This window comes from Rhizobium zaerense (assembly GCF_051810725.1).
In the GTDB taxonomy this organism is placed as follows: Bacteria; Pseudomonadota; Alphaproteobacteria; order Rhizobiales; family Rhizobiaceae; genus Rhizobium; species Rhizobium leguminosarum_I.
This window is the reverse complement of the sequence record NZ_CM132690.1, coordinates 38,894-62,030: the sequence shown is the minus strand read 5'-3', so window position 1 is coordinate 62,030 and position 23,137 is coordinate 38,894. Positions and strand designations below refer to the sequence as shown.

Sequence of the window (23,137 nt, the reverse complement as noted above, 5' to 3'; positions counted from 1 at the left end):
GCGACGAGCGAATCCGAAAGATCGCGACGCGCTTTAGTGAGAAAGGCTGCGGCCCGGAATGAAATCCCGCTCCGCTCAGGAACGGAAGCGCAGATTCCGCCGGCTGAGCTGGCTGATCGAGGTGCAGCCCATCAGCTTCATGCCGCGCTCGATCTCGGTGCGCATCGTCTCCAGCGCCCGTTCGACGCCGGGCTGTCCGGCAGCGGCAAGCGGGAAGAGATAGTAGCGCCCGAGCCCGACAGCCTTCGCCCCCAGCGACAGCGCTTTAAGAACATGCGTTCCCCGCTGCACACCGCCATCCATCATCACGTCGATCCGGTCGCCCACGGCGTCGACGATCTCGGCCAGCTGGTCGAATGCGCTGCGCGAGCCGTCGAGCTGGCGCCCGCCATGGTTGGAAAGCACGATGCCGCTGCAGCCGATCTCGGCCGCGCGCTTGGCGTCTTCGACCGACATGATGCCCTTAAGGCAGAATGGCCCACCCCACTCGCGCACCATCTCCGCCACGTCGTCCCACGACATCGAAGGGTCCAGCATCTCGGTGAAGTATCGGCTGATCGACAACGTGCCGCCATCCATCTTGACGTGGTTTTCGAGCTGCGGCAGCCGGAAGCGCTCGTGCGTCAACCAGTCGATTGCCCAGGAAGGCTTGATCGCGAACTGGGTCATGCCGGCAAGATTGAGCTTGAAGGGAATGGCAAAGCCCGTGCGCTTGTCGCGCTCGCGGTTGCCGCCGGTGATGCTGTCGACCGTCAGCATCATCGCCTGCACGCCGGCATTTTTCGCTCGCGCCATCATCTCGCGGTTGAGGCCGCGGTCCTTGTGGAAATAGAACTGATAGACCTGCGGCCCGCTGCTGATCCGTCTCGCTTCCTCCAGGCTGATCGTGCCGAGCGAGGAGACGCCGAACATCGTGCCGTGTTTTGCCGCCGCCGCTGCGACCGCCCGCTCCCCCTGGTGGTGAAAAAGCCGCTGCAACGCCGTCGGCGAGCAATAGACCGGCATTGCGAGCTTCTGCCCCATGACGGTCACCGACATGTCGACCTCGGCCACGCCGCGCAAAACGTTAGGCACCAGATCGCAAGCCTCGAAGGCCGCCGTATTGCGCCGGTACGTCACCTCGTCATCGGCGCCGCCGTCGATATAGTCGAATATCGGCCCGGGAAGACGCCGTTTGGCCATGCGCCGGAAATCGTGAAAATTATAGCAATCTGTCAGGCGCATTTCTTTCCTCGATATCCTGTTCCCATGTGAGAAAGATCCGCCCTTGGTGGTGAAGGGCGCAGCCTCGATCAGGGAACGATCAGCGTTCCGACGCCGTGCTCGGTGAAGATCTCGAGCAGCACGGAATGGGCAGTCTTGCCGTTCAGGATGACGACACCCTGCACGCCGGCCTTGATCGCATCGATGCAGGTCTCGACCTTGGGGATCATGCCGCCCGAAATCGTGCCGTCGGCGATCAGCGCATGGGCTTCGGCGACGGAAAGCTCCTTGAGGAGCTGGCCGTTCTTGTCGAGCACGCCCGGCACATCGGTCAGGAACAGCAGCCGGGTGGCGTTCAGCGCGCCGGCAATGGCGCCGGCAAAGGTATCGGCATTGATATTGTAGGTGGCGCCGTCACGGCCAGGCGCCACGGGCGCGATGACTGGGATCATCTCGGAACGGGCGAGCAGATCGAGCAGCGTGCGGTCGACCTCGACCACTTCGCCGACGAAGCCGAGATCGAGCACGCGCTCGATGTTCGAATCCGGATCCTTCACGGTCTTGCGCGCCTTTTCGGCGAAGACCATGTTGCCGTCCTTGCCGCAAAGGCCGATCGCCCATTCGCCGGTCTGGTTGATGAGGGCGACGATTTCCTTGTTGATCGAGCCGGCGAGCACCATCTCGACGATCTCGACCGTTTTTTGGTCGGTGACGCGAAGCCCGCCCTCGAATTTCGATTCGATGCCCATCTTGCTCAGCATGGCGCCGATCTGCGGGCCGCCGCCATGAACGACGATCGGGTTGACTCCGGACTGCTTCAAAAGGGCGATGTCGCTGGCAAAGGCCTTGCCGAGCTCGGGATTACCCATGGCGTGGCCGCCATATTTCACGACAATCGTCTTGTTCTCGTAGCGCTGCATGAAGGGCAGCGCCTTGGCCAGAAGCCGTGCCTGCATTTCGCTTTCGGTTTCGTTCATGGGAACCCCGCAGAATTGTTCGCGGCCTTTTATCGCAACTTTCTGACAGAGGGAATAATCCAGAGGGCAATAGTTTTTCGTATCTGGCGCGAAGCCGGCAGCCGCTACCGTCCGGCGCACGCAAGCTTGATATGGGGAACGGCATGCAAGGCGATGAGATTGCAAACCTGATCGGCCGCGTCGCACTCGGCGATCGCAGGGCTTTCGCAGCCCTCTACAATCAGACCGGACCGAAACTTTTCTCGATCTGCCTGCGTATCGTGAAGGATCGCACGGAAGCCGAAGAGGTCCTGCAGGAAGTCTATATCGGCATCTGGCAGCGCGCTCGCAGCTTCTCCGTCGCTTCGGGTTCGTCCTCGGCGTGGCTGGCTGCGATTGCTCGCAACCGGTCGATCGATGCGCTGCGGGCGCGCAAGCCCGTCGCCGACGAATTGGATACGGTCTATGATCTCGCCGATGCCGGACCAGATCCGGAAAGACAGACCATGACAAAGGATGAAGGAAGGCGGATTGACACCTGCATGGAAGAGTTGGAAGCTGATCGTGCGGTCGCGGTGAAACGGGCTTATGTCGAAGGGCTGAGCTATCAGGAACTGGCCGATCAGTTTGGTGTCCCGCTGAACACGATGCGGACCTGGCTCAGGCGCAGCCTCTTGAAACTGAGAGAGTGCATGGAACGATGACATCGCCCGACAAAAGCAAGGGAGACCGCTCCCGCGACGAGGTTCTCGCCGGCGAATATGTGCTTGGCGTCCTGTCGTTGCAGGATCGCCGGGTGGTCGAAGAGCGGATGCGCCACGACCGGCCTTTCGCTGCGATCGTCAGCCGCTGGGAAACCAACCTCTCCGCCTTCAACGACGAGTATGAAGGTGTCGTTCCGAACCGGGAAACCTTCAAGCAGATCGAGGCGCGGCTGTTCGGCGATGGCCAAAAGCCCGCATCCTTTTCGCAAGGGCTTTGGAATTCCGCCGTTTTCTGGCGCTCGCTGAGCTTCGCCTGCGCCGTCGTCGCCGTCAGCGCCGTCATCTTCGCCTCCGGCGTGGTGCCGCAGCCGCAGGGGCCGGCACCGCTGGTGGCCTCGCTTTCAGGCCAGAACAGCACCATCAATCTTCTCGCCTCCTACGAGCTGCAGAGCGGCCGGCTGAAGATCGTGCCAGTCGCGGCCGGCAAGCCGAAGGAGAAGTCGCTGGAACTCTGGCTGGTGCCGGGCAGCGGCCTGCCGAAATCGCTCGGCGTCTTCCAGCCGGGCGAAAGCGGCGAACTCGTCATTCCCGCCGATCTGCGCAGCCAGGTCGCCGATGGCGCAACACTTGCCGTCAGCCTCGAACCCTTCGGCGGCTCGCCGACCGGCCAGACGACCGGCCCGGTGATCGCAAGCGGCCCCCTGCGCCGACCATAATCTGCGCCGGCCATAAATCATTTTCTCCTGCCTGAAACTCTTCCGCACAGCCCTCCGTAGTTCGAAATGTCCGGACGACGCTCAGGCATAAAGCCCGCGGATGGTGTCCGGTGAGGAGAAAATCATGATCAAGTCCGTATTGCGCGGCGTCGCGCTCGCCGCCGCCATGTCCGCTGTCGCCTTTGCCGCCGCGAAAAACCCGGTGGTTGGCGGTGCTGCCATGTTCGATAGCAAGAACATCATCGAGAACGCCGTGAATTCAAAGGATCACACGACCTTGGTCGCAGCCGTCAAGGCTGCCGGCCTGGTCGGCACGCTCGAGGGCAAGGGTCCTTTCACCGTTTTTGCCCCGACCAACGAAGCTTTCGCCGCGCTGCCGAAAGGCACCGTCGATACGCTGCTGAAGCCGGAAAACAAGGCGACGCTGACCAAGGTCCTGACCTGCCACGTCGTTGCCGCCGATGCGATGGCCAAGACCGTTGCCAAGATGATCAAGGATGACGGCGGCGAGCACGACATCAACACCGTCGGCGGCTGTGTGCTGAAAGCCAAGGAAAGCATGGGTAAGATCACGCTGACCGACGAAAACGGCGGTGTCTCCCATGTGACGATCGCCGATGTCAAACAATCGAACGGTGTCATCCACGTCGTCGACAAGGTGCTGCTGCCGAAGATGTAAGCCCGCTCCAATCGGCAGACGCATTGGGGGGCTCCTAGAGCAATTCCAGGAAAAGTGCAGAGCGGTTTTCCGTCCGGAATTGCGCAAAGACAAAAGGTTAGAGCGGTTCTGCGCGTCCATGGAAAGCTGAACCGCTCTAAGGGCGCCCCAAACACAGATTGATGAGGTGGCTAGCGCATAATCCGGATAATCGGAATCGATTTTCGGAAAGGATTACGCGCAAATTCAAGGCGATAGAGCGTCCTTAGCGCATCTGAAAAGATGCGCGGCGCTCTATTGGGCGGCCTCAGCTCTCGGGAAGACGAGGCTGACACTCATGCCGGTGTCAGGGGACGAGGTGACTTCAACCTCGGCGCGGGCATTCTGTTTCAGCGACTGTACGATCATCGCGCTGAGCTTCCCGGGCTGAGGCCAGGTCACATCCTGGGGAAGACCGACCCCGTTATCAGCAACGGTAGTCCTGCAGCCGGTATCGCTGACGACACAGCGAAGCGTGATCTCGCCGCCATCGCGCCCCACGAAAGCATGCTTCAGCGTATTGGTGAGGAGTTCATTGATGACGAGGCCGGCCGGCATGGCGACATCGACGGAGACCGGCCAGGTATCGACCTTCATGTCCAGCCTGATCCCTTCCACCGCATGGGCCGCCATCACAGAAGCGGCAATCTGGCTCACATAGGTGCCAAGATCGATTGTGGCGCCCTTCTCTTCGTCCGACAGCGAGCGATAGAGCAGAGCCAAGGCTTCAATCCGCCCGGCAAGGCGCGCAAACCTTTCGCTTTCCTCATTCTGTTGAGCATTGCGCGCCTCCATTCGGATGAGCGCCGTGATCATCTGCAGATTGTTCTTCACGCGATGCTGAAGTTCCCGCAGAAGGACATCTTTCTCCGTCAGCAGTTCGCCGAAACTCTCAGCGGCCGTCGTCTCATTGCGGGCAGCAAAAGCCACCAAACGGAAAAGCGGGGTGTCATCATCGTCAACGATGGTATTCGACCAGACATCGACAATGACGTTGCTCTCGGGTTCGGCCACCAGCGAGAAGGCACCGATATACTCCTCCGCAGAAGTCACGGCGGCGGTGAGCGGCACCTCTCCGGAGACGGCGGTGGAGCTCAATTCAATTTCCGGCCAGGGTTTTCCCTGGACCTCGGTTGCCTCCAGCGCCGTCAGCCGTTCGAATTCGAGGTTGACGTAAATCAGCGGTTCATCGCCACTGAGTTCGGAGACAGCCACCGCGAATGGGACATGATCGAGAAAGTGCCGAAACCGGCTATCATCAAGGGCTTCGGCAAGGTGAGGCAGGCTGTCCACACCTTCGGGCGAAAGGGGCTGGTCTTTGCTATCGGTCATCAAATATTACTCGTGGACACGGCTGCTCCCGACACGGCAGGAGAATTAAGCGTTGGCTTAAAAACTGCGGGGACGCAAGCGTTGATCGGCGGCGCGTCCATCGACTGCCGGCCAAAGGGTGATTTAAGTCCGGTCGTAGGTAAATGACGTCAGCAGCGTCGTGACGAAATTGCTCGCCCTTTCCTTGACCAGCACTTCCGTCCATTCATCCGTCCCGCGCAGCCGCAAATCCGTGTAAATACTGTCGACGGCCGCTTCTTCGATACGCTTGATATGCGTCTTGAACGAAGCCTCGCCGCCGCCGTGATACATGTCTCTGATCACCATGCGCAGAATTTCCTGAATGGCGATCTGCCAGGCCGTATTGATCGACTGAAGTTCCTGCGGAGTCTCTGCCATTGATGAATTCCTTGATGCGATGCGAGTGAATGTCAGCACGCTTCGGGTCGTCCTTCAGCGCGCGATCTGCAAGCTCATCGTTTCAGGCGCGGTCTAAATTTCGAGCCTTGTCAATCGGCTTGTGATCTCAGCAGGCCCTGGCGCGTTTTGCAATGAGGGCAGAGGTGGCCGACACCCGGTTACTCTGTTCCCTCGCAAGCCGGGCCTCCCGAAGCCGCAACGTCTTTGCCTGCTGCGATTGGGCGTCGGATTCGAGCTCCTCGGCCGCCTGGTTCTTCGCGAAAAACTGGGTCTGGACGCTGCCGAAGGCAATCTCCGCCCGCTGGCGAGATTTGCTGTATGTTTCTGTCATGTTGGCTCCGATACTCGTGGGCTCGACGCGCGAGCGAAAACAAAAAGGCCAGGCAAATCGCCTGGCCTTGGATTGATAACGTGCTTCCGGCAGTGCCAGTACATCCGTGGTCAAAGGAAAGCAGATACCGAATTAAGCGTTCTGGAGATTGCAAGCGGACATCTTGCCCGACTTGTTGTCACGCTCGAGGTCGAAGCCGATCTTCTGGCCTTCGACGAGTTCGCGCATTCCGGCGCGCTCGACGGCGGAGATGTGAACGAAGGCGTCAGCGCCGCCGTTGTCAGGCTGAATGAAGCCGAAGCCTTTGGTGGAATTGAACCATTTAACTGTGCCGGTGGTCATGATGATGAACCCTTTCATAGCAATATTGAAGAACCGCAATGCCGAGGCGATGCGGATGGTGATAGCGATTTTTGAAAGGAAGTTCGTTCAGAGCGCGGTGCCAATCGCGCGATAACCAAGCCAGCAAGCAAAATTCGATGACCGCTATCTAGCTCATCAAAGCTGTGTCGTCAACCGTTAGTTTTTAGGCCCTGCTATGTTCAACTGCGGGATGCCGCGGCGACCTTTACACCAAATGACTTCGCGTCCGGGTGCTCAGGCCGTCTATTTCCAGCGGGCGATGCCGACGGTTTCGGCGATCGCCTGGCGCAATTCGTCCAGCCCATCGCCCTTTTCTGACGAGGTGGACAGCACGCCGGGATAAGCGGCCGGGCGCTTGCGGATCTTTTCCGCCGTTTCGGCAATGAGCTTCGGTACACCAGCCGCCTTGATCTTGTCGGTCTTGGTCAGCACGATCTGGTAGGAGACGGCTGCCTTGTCGAGCAGATCAAGCACGTCATCGTCGTTCTTCTTGATACCGTGGCGGCTGTCGATCAGCACATAGACGCGCTTCAGCGTTGCGCGGCCACGCAAGTAATCGAAGACGAGCTTGGTCCACTTGTCGACCTGTTCCTTCGGTGCTTGCGCATAACCATAGCCCGGCATGTCGACGATCGCCGTCGGCGGCAGGTCTTGGCCTTCGCCGGAATAACCGTCCGGAACGAAATAGTTCAGTTCCTGCGTACGCCCCGGCGTGTTCGAGGTGCGTGCTAGGCCCTTCTGGCCGACCAGCGCATTGATCAGCGACGACTTTCCGACATTCGAGCGACCGGCGAAGGCCACTTCCAGCGGCCCTTCCGGCGGCAGGAAATTCAGGGACGGTACGCCGCGGATGAAGATCCATGGGTGGCCGAAGAGCGGCTTTTCGATGTCGGACATGCAGGCTCGGCAATCTCTGGGTTGGGTCTTTTACCGGGCTTCATGGTTTTGCGGGCGGATGTCAAGCTTTTCAGGCGCCTGCGCGGCATGCCTTGTCTCCTTCGTCCGCCGCCCGGAAATGAAAAGCCCCGCCGGAGCGGGGCTCTGCAAGCATCATTTCGACTGCGCCGTTTTTCGTCGGAACAGACCCTTCAGATTGTCGAAGAGTTCGACCTTGACGCCGTGGCGCTTCATGATCACCGACTGCTGGATCACCGAGAGCGTGTTGTTCCAGGCCCAGTAGATGACGAGACCGGCCGGGAAACTTGCCAGCATGAACATGAACACCAGCGGCATCCAGGTGAAGATCATTGCCTGCGTCGGATCGGGCGGCGTCGGGTTCATGCGCATCTGCAGGAACATCGTGATGCCCATGATCAGCGGCCAGACGCCGAGATGCAGAATGGTCGGCGCTTCGAAGGGCAGCAGGCCGAACAGGTTGACGATCGTCGTCGGATCGGGCGCCGAAAGGTCCTTGATCCAGCCGAAGAAGGGCGCATGCCGCATTTCGATGGTGATGTAGATCACCTTGTAGAGCGAGAAGAAGATCGGGATCTGCAACGCCACCGGCCAGCAGCCGGCGATCGGATTGATCTTCTCTTCCTTGTAGAGCTGCATCGTCGCCTGCTGCAGCCCCATGCGGTCGTCGGCGAATTTTGCCTTCAGTTCCTCCATCTTCGGCTGCATGCGCTTCATGTTCGCCATCGAAGCGTATTGCTTGCTGGCGAGCGGGAAGAACAGAGCCTTGACGACGATGGTCGTGCACAGGATCGCCACGCCGAAATTGCCGAAGTAGCGGAAGAAGAAGTCCATCAGCTTGAACATCGGCTTGGTGATGAAATAGAACCAGCCCCAGTCGATCAGCCGGTCGAACTTCGGAATCGAGTAGCTGGCCTCATAACCGTCGATAACGGGCACTTCCTTGGCGCCGGCGAAGACGAGGTTCTTGAGCTCGATCGATTGGCCCGGCGCAACGGTGAAGGCATCTTCCTTGTAGTCGGCCTGATAGCGCGGCTGACCGTCGGCAAAATGCGAGAAGCTTGCCTCATAGGGAGCACTCTGCGGTGGAATGATCGTCGCCGCCCAGTATTTGTCGGTGATGCCGAGCCAGCCGCCGGTGGATTTGGCCGGCTTGACGGCTTCCTTTTCGGCGGCGGTATATTTGGTTTCGACGAGGCCGTCATCGCCGATGACGCCGATGAAGCCTTCATGCAGCACGTAGACGGAGGGCGTCGTCGGCTTGTTGTAACGCGTGACACGGCCGTAGGAATTGAGCGAGGCAGGAGCCTGGCCGGCATTCGCGATCTTGTCGGCGACGGTGAACATGTAGCGTTCGTCGACGGAGATGGTGCGGGTGAACGTCAGGCCCTTGTCATTGGTGTAGGAAAGCGTCACCGGCGTCTTTTCGGTGAGCTTGGCGCCCTCGGGCGCGGTCCAGAGCGTCGAGGGACCGGGAACGCTGCCCGTCGCGTCGCTGCCGATATAGCCGAGTTCGGTGAAATAGCCGTCCTTGGTTTCGGCCGGGCTGAACAGCGTGATGATCGGGCTCGAGTCGTCGACGGTCTCGTGGTAGCCCTTGAGCTTCAGGTCGTCGAGGCGGGCGCCGGCAAGGTTGATCGAGCCGGAGAGGGCAGCAGTATCGATGACGACGCGCGGGGTCTTTGCCAGCGCCTGCTCGAGCGTCGCTGTTGCGGCCGCCTGGTTGGACGGTGCCGCACCGCTCGGCTGGGTCGGCGTCTGGCCCCCTGCTGCCGGCTGCTGCACCTGCTCCGTCTGTTGCTGCGCCTTCTGAGCTTCCTGCGTCTTGCGCTGGGCCTCGATGCGCGGATTCATATAGAGAAACTGCCAGCCGAGGACGATCAGCACCGAGAGAGCGATCGCAATGAAGTAATTGCGGTTGTTTTCCATCATACGTTCCTGGGGCGTCCGTCTCCGGAGCGCCGGTGTTTCGGCCTGGTTTCCACGCGGGATTTCAGTTCCGCGGCCAATTCGTGGAAGGACGCGTCAAGCACGTCCCTGCGCGCGACAACCACATAGTCGTGTCCGGGCTGCATTGCAAATCCCGCATGAAGCCGCACCGCCTCTTTCAGGCGGCGGCGCATGCGGTTCCGTTCGACCGCGTTGCCATGTTTTTTGGTGACTGTAAAACCGACGCGTGCCTGGCTGTCGGGTTCCTTCCGGTCGAGGACTTCGAGAAGGAAGAGGCCGCCCCGGCGTTTTTCGCCCTCGCGCGCGGCAAGAAACTGCGGGCGGCTCTTCAGCCGCCCGACAGTGTGTTTCGTCTCACTGGTCGTCAATTCGCCCGCCATCTCTTACCGGGCAACCCGGCCTTACGCCGACAGACGGTTGCGGCCCTGCGCGCGGCGGGCTGCGATGACCTTGCGGCCACCCTTCGTGGACATGCGCGCACGGAAACCGTGGCGACGCTTGCGAACAAGCTTGGATGGTTGGTAGGTACGCTTCATTTATTTTAAACACCGCGGAGTGCGGCCCTTCTTGAATTTGCATAATGCAAGGAGCGTTGTTTTTCGAACGGGCTGACCATGAAAGGCTTGAGTGACCGAACGTGCGCGGGCTTATAAGGACGAAGCCGGCAAAAGTCAATTATGCCGGATCATTTCACTCTGCACTGCCGCCTCCAAAGTAAGTTCGCACTTTGGTGTTAAGAAATTGGGCATGCTCCGAGTGGTTGTAGTTTTCCGCCGCGGCAGGTCGATTGCCCCTGTTTTCAGGCGCTTACGCCTTTCGGCCGCATTCGGCATGGATCATTTCCGAAGCCATAATCGTAAATATTAGAAATCTAACTTTAATTAATTTCGCCGATATTCAATGCATCGACTGGGAATTTGCTTTCCAGGCAGTGGCGTAGCTAGGAGCATTGCATTGAAGATCCGGGGCAAAATTAATCTGCTGGTTTGCGTCATGGGCGCGGTCGCACTTCTGATCGGCGCAACGGCATTGTCCGCCATGCACGAATACAGTCGCAACCTGACGGCTTATGAGCAGGCCGCCGCCCGCGCCTATGCCGGCGAACGGCTCAACCGTTTCGTCACGGCTGTGGTCATGGAGGCGCGAGGCATCTATGCCGCCAAGACGATCAAGGACACGCCGAGCTTCGCCAAAGGCCTGATGGCCGACCTCGACGAGATCGACAAGGTCATTTCGGGCTGGGCGCCGCTCGTTCCCGAGAGCGAGAAGGCCGATTTTGCCAAGCTTGTCGCCCGCGCTGAGGAATTCCGCACCTTCCGCACGGAAACGGCCCGCCTCGGCACGGACGTCGGCCCCGAAGCCGCCGGCCTACAAGGCAACAATGACGCCAACCGCGCCAACCGCAAGGCGTTCCAGGCGGAAATCGATGCCGTCGTCGCCACCGACAAGGCAGCACTGGAAACCGTCAATGCCGAGATCGAGAGCTTCCGCTCCTGGGTGCTGATGCTCGTGCTCGCCATCACCGGCATCGGCATCGCGGTCGGCATCGGCATGGGCTTCTATATCGGCACCAGCCATCTCAGCCGCCCGATCAAGCGCGTTACCCATGCGATCAAGGAAGTCGCCGATGGCAATTTCGACGCCGAGGTTCCCTTCGCCGGCCGTCCGGACGAAATCGGCGAGATGGCCGCAGCGGTTGCGGTCTTCAAGGCAAACGGCCTCGCCGTCAAGCGCCTGAACGCCCAGGAGGCGGCGATGCGCGCCAAGAGCGACGACCTGCAGTCGAGCATGTCGGTCGTCGTGGCCGCGGCTGCAGCCGGCGACTTCGGCCACCGCATCAGCAAGGACTACGAGGACGACAACCTCAACCAGTTCGCCGGCAACATCAACACACTGCTGTCGAGCGTCGATGCCGGCATCGGCGAGACCCGCCGCGTCATCGCAAGCCTTGCCGAAGGCGACCTCACCCAGACGATGAGCGGCAACTTCCAGGGCGCCTTCGCCGAGCTGCAGCAGAACGTCAACAATACCTTCGTCACCCTGCAGGCGACGATGCGCGAAGTGCGCCAGACGACGGAGGCGATGAACGGCAACACCGCCGAGCTGCGCAACGCCAGCGACGACCTGTCGAAGCGCACCGAGCAGCAGGCAGCCGCCCTCGAACAGACCTCGGCAGCCCTCGACGAAATCACCGCCGTCGTCCAGAATTCCACCGAGCGGGCGCATGAAGCCACCATCATGGTGTCCGAAGCCAAGGAGAATGCCGGCCGCTCCGGCGTCGTTGTGGGCAATGCAGTCGAGGCGATGGGCCGCATCGAGCAGGCCTCGCGTGAAATCAGCCAGATCATCAACGTCATCGATGAGATCGCCTTCCAGACCAACCTCTTGGCGCTGAATGCCGGCGTCGAGGCGGCCCGCGCCGGCGAGGCCGGAAAGGGTTTTGCGGTGGTCGCCCAGGAAGTGCGCGAACTCGCCCAACGCTCGGCAAAGGCCGCCAAGGACATCAAGGCGCTGATCACCAAATCGGGCAACGAGGTGCAGGTCGGCGTCAAGCTGGTGCAGGCGACCGGCGAGGCACTGGCCGAAATCGGCACCCGTGTCATCGCCATCAACGACCATATCCATTCGATCGCGACGGCCGCGACCGAGCAGTCGACCGGCCTCAAGGAAGTCAATACCGCCGTCAATCAGATGGACCAGGTGACACAGCAGAATGCGGCGATGGTGGAAGAAACCTCCGCCGCCACGCACAGGCTTTCAGCCGAAGCCGGTGGACTGGTGCGCCTCATTGCCCGCTTCAAACTGTCGGATGATGCGCCGGCACCGGTGGCGCTAGTCCGCAACGAGCCGCAAAGACCGGTTGCCTCGCCCGCCCGCCGCGCGATCGCCAAGGTCGCCCGCGCCTTCGGCGGTAATGCGGCCGCAGCCGAGCAGAGCTGGGAAGAGTTCTAAGCTTTACTGATCACGCGCCCTTTAACGCCGCCTCCGGGCGGCGTTAGTTTTTCTGCCCGATCGGCAAAGACCCCGCCCCAAACCCCTCCCCACAAGGGGGAGGGGCTTAACCTGTCGCACTGGCGCTTCCCACTTCGTCGTTTCATCCGCGGAAAGGCTGACATTTGCTGCGCGGGCGCCGCAATTAGTCCCTCCCCCTTGTGGGGAGGGGTTGGGGAGGGGCTTTCCTCCTCTCGGGCGGCATTTTCTTGTGACGAGGTGACGCTGCTCGCAAAGATTTGAAAGCGGAGCATCTTGGTCTAATATAGAGCTCAGCGGTAAGGGCGGCTGAAATGCTGCCGATCGGGCGAGACGAGAATGCCGATAAGAGACCAGGGCGACAATCCTTCGGCGGAAAACCCGGCGGCCGGCGAGGCCGCAAGGGCGCGGTGCCCGTCTGCCGGCCTGTTCGGCGGTCTCTCCGGCAAGCTGCTCTGGCTCACCATCGTCTTCATCATGCTCGCCGAAATCCTGATCTTCTTTCCCTCGGTCGCCAGCATGCGGTTGCGCTGGCTGCAGGACAGGCTGAACACGGCCGCTGCCGCCGCCATCGTCATCGATGGGCTGCAGCCGGTCGAGTTGCCGCGCGCGCTGCAGAAGGAGACGCTGGAGGCGACCGGCACCAAGGCGATTGTGCTGCGCAAGGACGGCACCTCGCGGCTGCTGGCGACGACCGATATGCCGACCTCCGTCGACGAAGCCTACGATCTGACCGACGTGCCGGCGCTAACGGCGATACGCGATGCGCTCGACACGCTGGTCCTCGGCGGCAACAGGATGATCCGCGTCTATGGCCCCGTCGGCGACACCAACACTGGCGTCGAGGTGGTGATGAAGGACCGGCCGCTGCGCAGGGCGATGTTCGTCTATTCCCGCAATGTCCTGTTGTTGTCGGTGCTGATCTCGCTGTTCACGGCAACGCTGATCTTCTTTGCGATCAACCGTATCCTTATCGGCCCGATCCGCCGGCTGACCGGCAGCATGCAGCAATTCTCCTCCGATCCGGACAACCCGGCCCATATCTATATCGGTGACGGCGGCCGCGACGAACTGGCGGTCGCCGGCCGCAACCTCACCTCGATGCAGATGGAGCTGCAGAAGACGCTGAAGCAGCAGAAGAACCTTGCCGCTCTCGGACTTGCCGTGTCCAAAATCAATCACGACATGCGCAATATCCTGGCCTCCGCGCAGCTGATGTCGGACCGGCTGGTCGATGTCGATGATCCGATGGTCAAAAGCTTCGCTCCGAAGCTGCTGCGCACCATCGACCGCGCCGTCGGTTATACCACCGAGGTGCTGTCCTACGGCAAGGCGAGCGAATCCGCGCCGCGCCGCCGTCATATCCTGCTTCTGGAGCTCACCCAGGAGGTCAAGGATATACTGGCGATCGATCCGCAGAGCGGCATCGAATTCATCGAGCAGATCGGCGCCGATCTCAAGGTCGATGCCGATGGCGAACAGCTGTTCCGCGTCATCCACAATCTCTGCCGCAACGCGCTGCAGGCGCTGACCGCGCCGAGCGAGGGTGCGCCTGGTGCCTTGAAGCGCATCACCGTCGCCGCCCAGCGCGTCGGCAGCGTCGTCAGCATCACGGTCGATGATACCGGTCCCGGCATGCCGCTGAAAGCGCGCCAAAACCTCTTTGCCGCCTTCCGCGGCTCCGCCCGTTCCGGCGGCACCGGCCTCGGCCTCACTATCGCCCGCGAGCTGGTGCTTGCCCATGGCGGCACCATCGCGCTGGTGGAAAAACCGACGGTCGGCACGCAGTTCCGCATCGAGATCCCCGATCGCCCGGTTTCGCTGGAGGATTATCGCAGCCGGACGCATATCGAGAAGTGACGTGATTTCCGAAGGCGCCGCTGCTGGCAGACAAAGACGCGATTTTTTCAGAAATGCTCTTGCATTGTCCCGAAGGACGTTTTAGAGGATCGCCACGCAAGCGGCACCGCCGCATTTTGCACGCACCCGTAGCTCAGCTGGATAGAGCACCAGACTACGAATCTGGGGGTCAGGAGTTCGAATCTCTTCGGGTGCGCCATTTCTCTTTTGTCACGACAAATCTGCGTTAACGCCGCGAACGGCAAGGTCAAACCCGTCGTCCAGCCGAACGTCAACTTGAATTAGCTTGGCAGGCGGTTGCAGGGTATGGCAGAATAAACCCATGAAAAATACCGTTGAGATTGCAGAAGACCTCAGCCGCCGGATCGATATGTTGGCCGAGCGTTCGACGTTGACGCGCGGGCAGATCATCGAGGATGCTCTGGCCCATGGCCGTTCTCTGGCTTGGCAGGAAAAGTGGATTGCGGGCGTTCAGGCCGGGATCGAGGACGCCGACACAGACGGATTTGCAACCGATGAGGAAATCGCGGCCGTTCTCAATAAATACAATCCGGCGTGACAAAACGTGCGCATCGTCTGGACGAGACGTTATCTTCGAGAACTTGCTGCTATAGGCGATTACATCGGGGAGCGTAATCCGCGCGTGGCTTCCCGTGTGGTGAATGACATTCACACAAAGACTGGCAAACTCCTGTCTGCAAATCCGTTTATTGGCCGTTTGGGTGAGATCAAAGGCACCCGCGAACTCGTCATTCCGCAAACGCCCTTCATCGTGGCTTACCGTGTTCGCGAAGAACATGTCGAAATCCTCTTTGTTCAACATGGCGCGCGCGAATGGCCGGATGACGTCTGATTTTTAAAGCGCCGTCCTAGCCCCGCACATAAAGGCGACGAAAAACACATGAGCAAAGCTCATATTGGCGATCCTTTGCTTTTTAGCTATGCAGGTGATCTCATATTGAGCAGAAGCGATCCGCCTTCGCAGGCGGTACCGTTCGTGCACGAAGGGGTCAAATACACTCTGCTTGTTCCGCAAAGGACAAGGCCTATCGGTTGGCGATCTTCCCCCTCGATTACAAAGACCGCCGCCGCGCAGTTAATCCCGCCGATAGCGGGCCTCGAAAATTTTCCTCCCTCTAGCACAATACTTGCTGGAATAAATGAGCAGAACCAGCTCACCTTGTACTTCGATCACCCGGGCAATGCAGACATGTTTGGACGGCATTGGGTCGATACCTTTGCCATTGAGGTGATCGGCCTCGACAGTTCGGATGGCCGTACGGCGGTTGCTACCACAATGATGTCGGAGCTTTTCCGATGGTTGAGAGTGGCAACAGATCAATGGTGGGCTGGCCGCGCATCAATGATATCGGCACCCAATTCTCTAACCCGGTTGGATGCGTCGGCTCCTGGACGGATATCTGGAACCGTGACAAGTTCACCGGCCCGTGATCACTCCTCCACTCTCTCACGCATGCATATTAGGCCTGTCTCACCTCAGCGCATCTAGCCTCATTCCTTGATCGGGATTCCGGCTTCGATCGCAGCGTCGATGAACGCCTGTCGCGCCTCTTCCCGGTTCCGTTTTCCCGCCATGACGTCGGCGCAAACCGCACAAGCCCTATCCAAGGCAGGACCCTCTTCGGTCGGCCAGTCTTCGACCAGCGCCCATGTCGCGGCCTGGGTCGTCTGGATCACCACCCACTGATCCGGCCCTTCAAGGGCGAGCGTTACCGGCTTCTTCCAAATGGTTTGCATGATCTCAGGACCTCCGCTGCGTGCTCTCTGCCGCTGCAGCCTGCACACATAGGGCGATTCATCCGGCGTGGCGAGGTGCAGCGTGAACGAGATGCCTTTCTCGATCAGCGAGCTGCTGGGATATGCTTTTCGAAAATAGTTTCGTGCCGCTGTTTCGCGCGCTTATGCTGCGCCTCTCAGAATTCCTGAACGAATTCACGTGCCAGCAAGGTTTTGCCGGGCAAGGTGTCTCCCTGGCGAGCAACGATTGAGACCTTTCTGGGTCCGGCCATACCGGGTTCTGGCTGCAGATCTCTGCCGGGAGCTCGCACGAATAGCCCTTGCTACCCCAAGTTTAGTCTCTCAGCTCCACTCTTCTCTTCCGTCTGGCCGTGCTGGTGAGTAGGATGAGCGGCATCGGGCGCGGAGACGGAGATATCGCAGCGCCGCTTCGAAGGCAGGAACGTCATGATCGCAGCCTATATCGATGAAATCATCATGTTTTGCGCCGGCCTGTGGATGACATCCGTCGGCTTTGGTTATCTGCCATATCCAGGCAAGCCGGCCAGCCGGCCGCCCCTGCTTCGCCACTTCAAGTGGATGGGTCCCATGCTGCTCGCGATCGCCATTATTCTGGCGGCCGCCTCCTAGAGCCGCGTGCCCATGCTGGGGTGAAGCAATGACCAATATCTTGGCCTGCGCCTCGTGCGGATTGGACAAAACGGAATCGATCGTTCATCGCGGTTCCTACATTCTCCGCTGCGCCGCCTGCGGCGAAACGATTGTCGCCACACCATTGATGGCGATGCTGGATTCGGATCACCAGTGTTCGGCCTTTATCGATCCGGGTCCCGGTAAAAACCCTCCGCCAGAGGCGCTCGTCGCGCGTGGACCGTTCCGGCGATTGCAACGGCGATCAGCGATGCGGCGAGAGACGGAACTATGATACACCTGATCCCTGAAGCGAAGGGTTGAAGTCCCGCGTCGTTCACCCAAGACCTCTGAACATTGAAGGGTTGTAGGGCGCCTTCCGGCTGCCGGGCCGCGGGCTTATTGGCTGATGAAGAGAATGGCTAGTGCCGCCGCTGCGATAATCGTTTTGCGCGAAGCTGCTCTAGGTTTTCAAGATTGAGATCGGGAGATCAAGGTTAAGCACTTCTCGTCGGCCGCTCCAGTCTCTCCCCCAAGGCAACGAAGCGAAAAACTATTGCGCGTCCGGATAGTCTCTCAAATAGTCTTCCCTTTCTTCCTTCCCGAACAACGCTGAGTAATAGCCGCTGCAAACCAGATATGAGCACTCATCCGGGTTGCCCGTTTCCCATCCCGGCTGGCAGAGTACGACGTTATGGAATTTGGCGTTGCAAAGTCCGTGGTTTGCTAGGAGCCGCGGATCGTTTCCGAAATAGGCGCTTATGGCTTTCTCGCGAGTCCATGCAGGCACGACTTTCCGCGCTTCGGGATTCCGAAATCCGCCGCGCTTCGTGACCTGTGCAGGTGAAGAAACGTTGAATGAATTCAATGCCCCAACCAATTTCGGGATTCCGAAGTGCTATATAGATCTTGGTGGGGTGTCCCTAACGAAGACATTTCGCCACGATCAGGAACTCCGTCTCCCATCCCCCCGGCCGAAATTGACGGTAAGCCGTCAGCCTAGTTTCGCGCAACCTTCCTGATGTATCCGCAGGTTTGGTGATTCAGAGGCGCTTCAGCCGGAGGAATGCATGACGGTGGGAATTTTTCGGGCTCTGGCTGCCCTGGCGATGATGACGGGCCTTGCCGGCTGCATCGATCATGCCAATGATCCCGTGCTCCTGGCGGTCGGCGTGCCCGTCAATCCGCCCGCTGTCGCGCACGGTCTTTGCATGACCGACGGCAACGCCATGTATGACGAGGCGAGAAAGCAGTATCAGCTGCGCGCCCAGCTGACCGGATATGCCGGGGCCGATGAGCTGGGGGCCGAAACGATAGCGCGCGCCGCCGCCCATCGCCAATATGTCGCCTGCCTCTCCGGCCAGGGTTACCGGACATTATACGCGAATTGAGAACAGAGAATTCAAGTTTCCTCACAAGCGCCGTTTGAGGCCTTCTGCTGATCGCGACTTTTCACGCTTTTCGGCGATTTGGTCACGCCGGATCGCCTGCAATCACGAGTTTTGGAATTGCGTGTGAGCCCGGAACTCGGCACGCCTTGAAGGCATTTTCCCGAAATAAATCCACTAAGGAGGGTTTATCATGAAAATGTTCAGAGTTGTCCCTTCCACCGCCGCACTCGGCGCCCTTCTCGTGCTCGCGGCAATCGCTCCCGCACGAGCCGCACCCGTTCAGACGGTTCCCCCGCCTGCTGTCTCCGACGTGAAAATGGTGCGATATAAAGCACATGCGGGGTCCTGGCATGGCTATCAGGGCTTCCGTACCGAGCGCCCCGGCACCCGCCGCCATTCCGATGGCTACTGGTATCCGCTTGCCGCCTTCGGCGTCGAGTCCGGCACCACGGGCTCCGTCCGCCAGCCGGTGAAGAGGCCGGCGGCCCCGGGAATGTGCAACTCCAAGTTTTCCGGATCGATCGGTCCCGGTAGCATGCCGTGTGATAACGGCTATTGAGCCGGCAAATGAAGGAGGCGGCGAGGAGCCGCCTTTTTCTCGATCGGGCCGCCGCTCACATGTCCGTGAGCTCTGCTTTGGCACCGTAGTATGTGACAGATCGCCTTCCTAACTCCGGGGCGTAAATTCCACGAATCCTCCCAAGGAGACGATGATGACCACGACTTTCAAGAACGGCCTGGTGGCCGCTGCCTTCGGCGCAATCCTCGGCCTCTCGGCCTTCTCGGCCGCGGCAGCTCCCCTCCAGTCCAGCGCGACAGAGCAGGGTGCAGCCAAGCGTCCGGTTGTGCGCCAAGAAACCAAGGTTGAGCACGACAGGCGCACGACCGGTTCGATCGGCGAGCGCGCCTCGGAAACCACGGGCTCGACACATTATATGATGAACCCCAAGAAGCCGCTCAACATGGATTGCAAGCTCGGCTTCAACCCGACGAGCAGCTCCAGCTGCAATTACTGACGAGGCGCTCGGCCGTTCGCCATCGCGAGCGGCCCCGTCTGAGCTGAAGGGCGGCCTCCGAGCCGCCCTCAGTTTGTTGGTCGCTCTTCCCTCGGCGCCATCCTCGGCCTTGCCAGCCGGATACGGCATGTCCTACCCCAGCTGTCGTTCGTACGATGTTGCATCGAATGCAAAAATGCAATAAGTACAGAATCGCGCAAACTGTTGACGATGGTGTTGCGAAAAGCCGCAGCCAGGAGCGATTGACGCGTCTGCCTTGGAATTGCCATGCTCGCCGCGATGGTCGAATTTCATAATCAATCGAATTTCAGACAGGTGGGATAATCATGACTGCAAAGTCCGCACGCGCCGATTTCCTGCATTTTTTCCGCTCATGGATCAGCAATCCGCTTCGGGTCGCGGCCATCGCGCCGTCGGGGGATTCGCTTGCCAGGATCATGACCAGTGAAATTGCCGCACCCGACGGTCCGATCATCGAGCTCGGCCCGGGAACCGGCGTCTTTACCCGGGCGCTGCTGGCGCGCGGGGTGAGCGAAGCGGATCTGACCCTGATCGAGTATGGCCCGGAGTTCATTACCTCGCTGCAGGCGCGGTTCCCAACGGCGCGCATATTGCAGATAGATGCCGCCCATCTCGCCCATGCCGATATTTTCGAAGGCGAACCGGTCGGCGCGGTTGTCAGCGGCCTGCCGCTGCTCTCCATGTCGCCCGAGAAGATCGCCTCGATCATGGCCGGCGCCTTCGCCTATATGCGGCCGGGCGGGGCCGTCTATCAGTTTACCTATGGTCCGCGCTGCCCGGTGCCACGGCCGATCCTCGAGCGTCTCGACCTGAAGGCGGTGCGCATCGGCGGCACGGTGCGCAACCTGCCGCCGGCGTCTGTCTACAGGATTTCGCGCAGCAAACCGCTGGAACTGTCGCGCGAGCGCATCAGCTATCGCGAGAGCGAGACTGATATCGACGACGTCGCCGCCTTTTCCAACGAAACCGGCGGCTGAACGATGATGCCGGGCCGGAATGGCTGAGAACAAGCGGACGGAGACAACCGAAGGCAGGCGGGAACGCAAGCGGCGGCAGACGCGCGAGCGCATCGAGCAGGCGGCCATGACCCTCTTTCTGCAGCGCGGCTTCGAGGCCACGACGATCGAGGATATCACCGAGGCGGCCGATGTCTCCAAACGCAGTTTCTTCGATTATTTCCCCTCCAAGGAAGAGGTGGTTTTCGCTTGGCAGGATGCCTTCGCCGATCGCCTGATGGCGGCAATCGCCGCAAGGCCAGTGGACGAATCCTCCGTCACAGCGGTCGAGACGGCGATCACCGCAACCGTCATCGCCTCCGTCGACGAGCCTGGCTTGGCGAGTGGCGACCTCATCCATCGCACGCCGGCGCTGAAGGCCCGCGACCAGCTGAAATACGCCAGGCTCGAACAGAAGCTCGCCGAGGCGCTGCTGCTGCGCAAGGGAGGTGATCCGCTCGAGCGGCCCCGCATGCGCGTCCTTGCGGCGATCGTCATCGGTGCGCTGCGCGTCGGGGCTGAGCTCTGGCAGCAGCGCCCGCCAAGTGCTTCGCCGCAGGATTTCGCCCGGGAGATTTTCACCGACCTTTGGAAGATGCTGGCGGAATTCGGCGACGAGGCAAAGACCAGGCGTTGACGCGGGGCCGGCTGAGGCGGCGCAGCCCAGCTTCGGGTTCCAACCGCCTCGATCTGACGATTTCAGTCGTCCGCTTTGCTGCCAGGGCATCAGGCCAGTCCCGTCGTCAAAACTGTAAGCAGGATATAGCGCCCCACTTTGTCGATGGCCACCGGCAGACCGGCAGCATCGAAGCGGCCGCCATTACCCACGAAGAATAGGCCGCCAGGTAACCTCGGTCATTTCCTCAAAGATATTTCGTAATCGTCTTGAACTCGTCGATCGACTGCCGCTTGTCGCGCGGCAGGGCGCCGACCGTCTCTTCCAGGCAGTGGTCGAGATGATCCTGGATCAGCGTCCGTTTGGCGTTGATGATCGCCTTCTCCACCGCGGAGAGCTGCTGCGCGATATCGAGACACGGCTTGCCTGCCTCGATCATCGTGATGACGCTCTTCAGATGACCCTCGGCCCGCTTCAGGCGCTTGACGATCTCCGGATGGGTGGCGTGGGTGTGAGGTTCGGTCATCGTGTCCATGTTCTCGATCCTTCCGAGCAGAAGGGCGCTCGACCTTACGCCGGGGATCGCCTCCGGGACAAGTCAGTGATGATGGCCTTCCTGCGCTTCCATTCGAAACGGAAGGTCGTCGACGTCGACGCCTGCCATCAGCTTCAGCACCGCATCGAACGCGTGAGGCTCGGCCGGAGCGACGTTGCTGATCAAGGCGTGATGATCGGCCGGCGAAGGGAGCAGCGGCAGCCGCTCGACGAGACCATCGCGGGCGATCTCCACGACGGCCTCGAGCCCCTTTGCGTGTTTCGAAATGGAAAGCCGCATGCGTTCACCCTCCGGCGTGTCGACAATCTCCAGCAATCCGGTCGCCAATCGGGAACTCACCGTGAACGCAGCGGGAGCGTGGTGATGCCCGTGGCTGCGATGGTTGGAGGGCGCTTCGGCGGCTGCCTCGGCGATCTGGATGCTCGCCGTACCCAGCGCCGGAAGATGGGCGTGAAGCTCATTGCGAAGCCTGGCCACGATGATGTTGGCATCCGCGACGGGCTTGTCGCCGCTGACCGAAATCGTAACGTCGGCATGGAGCCGGTGACCGATCCAGCGAGCCTTGACGTCCGTCAGGCGTTCGATGCCGGCGACATGCTCTGCTGCATGGTGGATCTCGTCCGTAATCCCCGGCTCGATGCCGTCGAGGCTGCGGGTGATGATGGCGCGCGCCGATTGCCAGACGATGCCGAAGATCGCGATGGTGATCAGCAGGCCGATGATCGGATCGGCGAGCGGAAAGCCGAGCCAGACCCCGACCGCACCGAGCACGACGGCCAGGCTTGTCAAACCATCGGTGCGGGCGTGGTAGCCGTCGGCGATCAGCGCGGCGCTGTTCATCTGCCTGCCGACACGGATGCGGAACACCGCCACGGCCTCGTTGCCGATGAAGCCGACGACGCCGGCGACGGCGACCGCCAGAAGCTGGGTGATCGGCTGCGGGTTCAGCAGGCGGTCGATTGCCTCATAGCCGGCGACGATGGCGCTGAAGAGAATAATCAGCACGATCAGCATGCCGGCAAGGTCCTCGACGCGGCCGAGGCCATAGTTGAAGGTTTTCGTCGGCTTCCGTCGGACCAGTGTGAAGGCGATCCACAAAGGAATTGCGGTGGCGGCATCGCCGATATTGTGGATGGTGTCGGCCAGCAGCGCCACGCTTCCCGAAGAGAAGACGACGACGAGCTGCAGGGCCGCGGTGATGGCCAGAATGACGAACGACCACTTGATCGCCCAGATGCCGCGCTGGGACGAGGCGATGCTCGGATCGACGACGCCGTGCGTATGCCCCTGGCCTCCGGCATCTCCATGCGAATGGCCGTGCGAGCCGTGACTGTGGCCATGGGATCGACCGCCTTGACCGAAACCGAACCATTCCCTGATGCTGACCAACATTGCAGATCTCTATCCAAGCTGGATTTAGACCTATCCCCCTGGAGAGGATAGGTCAAGTTGGCTTCTTGTCTGCAGGTGCGATCCAATTCCATGCGAGGCTCGAACGCTCCTTGCGAGTCTATCCGGCGCCGCTGTTCCAGCACCATTTCTTTCGTCGGCCCCGTTTGTCGAGCCCTGTTATCGGGTCTGTCCTGTCCTATATCTGCAAGCGTCGCAGCGGCCACATTCTGATGATCCCCGCGATAGGCGGATCTTCACCATGCCGGGCATCGCTTTCGATCAGGGCAGACATTCGCGCTCGAAGGCATCTCCGAAAGCCTCGGCATCCGTGCCGCGGCTGTGCAA

The 23,137-nt window shown here is 60.6% G+C and carries 27 protein-coding genes, 1 tRNA gene and 2 pseudogenes; 16 read left to right on the top strand and 14 right to left on the bottom strand.

The genetic code is table 11. The features are described 5' to 3' along the window. Positions 1 to 75 precede the first annotated feature (75 nt). Together ACS4RR_RS00320 and argB are read right to left on the bottom strand one after the other, a co-directional pair. The gene (locus ACS4RR_RS00320) at positions 76 to 1,224 is read right to left on the bottom strand and encodes an alpha-hydroxy acid oxidase (protein ID WP_260297648.1); all 1,149 of its coding nucleotides are present in this window, start codon (positions 1,222 to 1,224) and stop codon (positions 76 to 78) included. 68 nt (positions 1,225 to 1,292) lie between these two features. Further along, entirely contained in the window at positions 1,293 to 2,180 is an 888-nt protein-coding gene (gene argB / locus ACS4RR_RS00315) for an acetylglutamate kinase (RefSeq protein ID WP_018068726.1), read from the bottom strand. 143 nt (positions 2,181 to 2,323) lie between these two features. On the opposite strand from argB, the gene ACS4RR_RS00310 reads away from it, so the two are divergent. The 3 genes from ACS4RR_RS00310 to ACS4RR_RS00300 all read left to right on the top strand — a co-directional run bounded on the left by ACS4RR_RS00310 (position 2,324) and on the right by ACS4RR_RS00300 (position 4,258). Continuing rightward, the gene (locus ACS4RR_RS00310) at positions 2,324 to 2,863 is read left to right on the top strand and encodes a sigma-70 family RNA polymerase sigma factor (protein ID WP_260297649.1); all 540 of its coding nucleotides are present in this window, start codon (positions 2,324 to 2,326) and stop codon (positions 2,861 to 2,863) included. After that, the gene (locus ACS4RR_RS00305; RefSeq protein WP_026154406.1) at positions 2,860 to 3,579 is read left to right on the top strand and encodes an anti-sigma factor; all 720 of its coding nucleotides are present in this window, start codon (positions 2,860 to 2,862) and stop codon (positions 3,577 to 3,579) included. The genes ACS4RR_RS00310 and ACS4RR_RS00305 overlap by 4 nt, the downstream gene beginning before the upstream one ends. Positions 3,580 to 3,703: 124 nt before the next feature. Further along, positions 3,704 to 4,258 (top strand): fasciclin domain-containing protein, encoded by a 555-nt coding sequence (locus tag ACS4RR_RS00300; RefSeq protein ID WP_170257413.1) that lies wholly within the window; start codon positions 3,704 to 3,706, stop codon positions 4,256 to 4,258. A gap of 273 nt (positions 4,259 to 4,531) precedes the next feature. Here ACS4RR_RS00300 and ACS4RR_RS00295 read toward each other — a convergent pair whose 3' ends face one another. From ACS4RR_RS00295 to rpmH, 8 genes are all read right to left on the bottom strand, one after another. Then, on the bottom strand, positions 4,532 to 5,608 hold the full coding sequence (locus ACS4RR_RS00295) for a sensor histidine kinase (RefSeq protein ID WP_170257414.1): 1,077 nt from the start codon (positions 5,606 to 5,608) through the stop codon (positions 4,532 to 4,534). Positions 5,609 to 5,731: 123 nt separating this feature from the next. Continuing rightward, positions 5,732 to 6,007, bottom strand: coding sequence for a hypothetical protein (locus ACS4RR_RS00290; protein WP_003544996.1), 276 nt, complete (start codon positions 6,005 to 6,007; stop codon positions 5,732 to 5,734). Positions 6,008 to 6,134: 127 nt separating this feature from the next. Further along, positions 6,135 to 6,359: a hypothetical protein gene (locus tag ACS4RR_RS00285; protein WP_017966786.1), complete on the bottom strand. Its 225-nt coding sequence runs from the start codon at positions 6,357 to 6,359 to the stop codon at positions 6,135 to 6,137. A gap of 132 nt (positions 6,360 to 6,491) precedes the next feature. Continuing rightward, the gene (locus tag ACS4RR_RS00280) at positions 6,492 to 6,701 is read right to left on the bottom strand and encodes a cold-shock protein (RefSeq protein ID WP_003588915.1); all 210 of its coding nucleotides are present in this window, start codon (positions 6,699 to 6,701) and stop codon (positions 6,492 to 6,494) included. Between the two features lie 264 nt (positions 6,702 to 6,965). Then, positions 6,966 to 7,619: a ribosome biogenesis GTP-binding protein YihA/YsxC gene (gene yihA, locus ACS4RR_RS00275; protein ID WP_017966788.1), complete on the bottom strand. Its 654-nt coding sequence runs from the start codon at positions 7,617 to 7,619 to the stop codon at positions 6,966 to 6,968. A 153-nt stretch (positions 7,620 to 7,772) separates the two neighbouring features. Continuing rightward, a complete protein-coding gene (gene yidC, locus ACS4RR_RS00270) occupies positions 7,773 to 9,566 on the bottom strand; it encodes a membrane protein insertase YidC (protein ID WP_456190173.1) in 1,794 nt (597 codons plus the stop codon). Next, complete coding sequence (rnpA, locus tag ACS4RR_RS00265) at positions 9,566 to 9,967, bottom strand: ribonuclease P protein component (RefSeq protein ID WP_456189549.1); 402 nt, start codon at positions 9,965 to 9,967, stop codon at positions 9,566 to 9,568. The genes yidC and rnpA overlap by 1 nt, the downstream gene beginning before the upstream one ends. 21 nt (positions 9,968 to 9,988) lie before the next feature. Then, positions 9,989 to 10,123: a 50S ribosomal protein L34 gene (rpmH, locus tag ACS4RR_RS00260; protein WP_003545006.1), complete on the bottom strand. Its 135-nt coding sequence runs from the start codon at positions 10,121 to 10,123 to the stop codon at positions 9,989 to 9,991. 418 nt (positions 10,124 to 10,541) lie between these two features. Between rpmH and ACS4RR_RS00255 the strand changes: the two genes are divergently transcribed. The 6 genes from ACS4RR_RS00255 (at position 10,542) to ACS4RR_RS00230 (ending at position 15,927) form a co-directional block, all read left to right on the top strand. Continuing rightward, positions 10,542 to 12,539 carry a methyl-accepting chemotaxis protein gene (locus ACS4RR_RS00255; RefSeq protein ID WP_456189548.1) on the top strand — a complete coding sequence of 666 codons (1,998 nt, stop codon included), beginning with the start codon at positions 10,542 to 10,544 and terminating at the stop codon, positions 12,537 to 12,539. Between the two features lie 357 nt (positions 12,540 to 12,896). Then, positions 12,897 to 14,417 carry an ATP-binding protein gene (locus tag ACS4RR_RS00250; RefSeq protein ID WP_170257416.1) on the top strand — a complete coding sequence of 507 codons (1,521 nt, stop codon included), beginning with the start codon at positions 12,897 to 12,899 and terminating at the stop codon, positions 14,415 to 14,417. Positions 14,418 to 14,539: 122 nt separating this feature from the next. Next, positions 14,540 to 14,616, top strand: a tRNA-Arg gene (locus ACS4RR_RS00245). A 123-nt stretch (positions 14,617 to 14,739) separates the two neighbouring features. Beyond that, positions 14,740 to 14,976, top strand: coding sequence for a CopG family ribbon-helix-helix protein (locus ACS4RR_RS00240; RefSeq protein ID WP_017966793.1), 237 nt, complete (start codon positions 14,740 to 14,742; stop codon positions 14,974 to 14,976). Positions 14,977 to 14,982: 6 nt separating this feature from the next. Next, on the top strand, positions 14,983 to 15,270 hold the full coding sequence (locus ACS4RR_RS00235; RefSeq protein ID WP_162119278.1) for a type II toxin-antitoxin system RelE/ParE family toxin: 288 nt from the start codon (positions 14,983 to 14,985) through the stop codon (positions 15,268 to 15,270). A 48-nt stretch (positions 15,271 to 15,318) separates the two neighbouring features. Further along, a complete protein-coding gene (locus ACS4RR_RS00230; protein ID WP_456189547.1) occupies positions 15,319 to 15,927 on the top strand; it encodes a hypothetical protein in 609 nt (202 codons plus the stop codon). Between the two features lie 2 nt (positions 15,928 to 15,929). Here ACS4RR_RS00230 and ACS4RR_RS00225 read toward each other — a convergent pair whose 3' ends face one another. Further along, a complete protein-coding gene (locus ACS4RR_RS00225) occupies positions 15,930 to 16,175 on the bottom strand; it encodes a DUF982 domain-containing protein (protein WP_027666185.1) in 246 nt (81 codons plus the stop codon). Between the two features lie 447 nt (positions 16,176 to 16,622). Here ACS4RR_RS00225 and ACS4RR_RS00220 point away from each other — a divergent pair, with 447 nt between their 5' ends. Next, the gene (locus ACS4RR_RS00220) at positions 16,623 to 16,805 is read left to right on the top strand and encodes a hypothetical protein (protein WP_170279306.1); all 183 of its coding nucleotides are present in this window, start codon (positions 16,623 to 16,625) and stop codon (positions 16,803 to 16,805) included. A 28-nt stretch (positions 16,806 to 16,833) separates the two neighbouring features. Next, positions 16,834 to 17,129, top strand: a pseudogene (locus ACS4RR_RS00215) (hypothetical protein). A gap of 229 nt (positions 17,130 to 17,358) precedes the next feature. Here the strand turns inward: ACS4RR_RS00215 and ACS4RR_RS00210 are convergent. Then, a pseudogene (locus ACS4RR_RS00210) lies at positions 17,359 to 17,604 on the bottom strand (hypothetical protein); the annotation flags it as partial. A gap of 271 nt (positions 17,605 to 17,875) precedes the next feature. Here ACS4RR_RS00210 and ACS4RR_RS00205 point away from each other — a divergent pair. The 5 genes from ACS4RR_RS00205 (at position 17,876) to ACS4RR_RS00185 (ending at position 20,865) form a co-directional block, all read left to right on the top strand. Beyond that, a complete protein-coding gene (locus tag ACS4RR_RS00205) occupies positions 17,876 to 18,196 on the top strand; it encodes a hypothetical protein (protein WP_456189546.1) in 321 nt (106 codons plus the stop codon). Between the two features lie 190 nt (positions 18,197 to 18,386). Then, on the top strand, positions 18,387 to 18,755 hold the full coding sequence (locus ACS4RR_RS00200) for a cell surface protein (RefSeq protein WP_456189545.1): 369 nt from the start codon (positions 18,387 to 18,389) through the stop codon (positions 18,753 to 18,755). Positions 18,756 to 18,909: 154 nt separating this feature from the next. After that, complete coding sequence (locus tag ACS4RR_RS00195) at positions 18,910 to 19,212, top strand: hypothetical protein (RefSeq protein ID WP_456189544.1); 303 nt, start codon at positions 18,910 to 18,912, stop codon at positions 19,210 to 19,212. 326 nt (positions 19,213 to 19,538) lie between these two features. Beyond that, on the top strand, positions 19,539 to 20,210 hold the full coding sequence (locus ACS4RR_RS00190) for a class I SAM-dependent methyltransferase (RefSeq protein ID WP_222386638.1): 672 nt from the start codon (positions 19,539 to 19,541) through the stop codon (positions 20,208 to 20,210). A 19-nt stretch (positions 20,211 to 20,229) separates the two neighbouring features. Next, entirely contained in the window at positions 20,230 to 20,865 is a 636-nt protein-coding gene (locus tag ACS4RR_RS00185; RefSeq protein ID WP_222386639.1) for a TetR family transcriptional regulator, read from the top strand. Positions 20,866 to 21,091: 226 nt separating this feature from the next. Here ACS4RR_RS00185 and ACS4RR_RS00180 read toward each other — a convergent pair whose 3' ends face one another. Beyond that, positions 21,092 to 21,370 carry a metal-sensing transcriptional repressor gene (locus ACS4RR_RS00180; protein ID WP_024323399.1) on the bottom strand — a complete coding sequence of 93 codons (279 nt, stop codon included), beginning with the start codon at positions 21,368 to 21,370 and terminating at the stop codon, positions 21,092 to 21,094. A gap of 72 nt (positions 21,371 to 21,442) precedes the next feature. After that, positions 21,443 to 22,792, bottom strand: coding sequence for a cation diffusion facilitator family transporter (locus ACS4RR_RS00175; protein WP_456189543.1), 1,350 nt, complete (start codon positions 22,790 to 22,792; stop codon positions 21,443 to 21,445). Positions 22,793 to 23,137 lie beyond the last annotated feature (345 nt).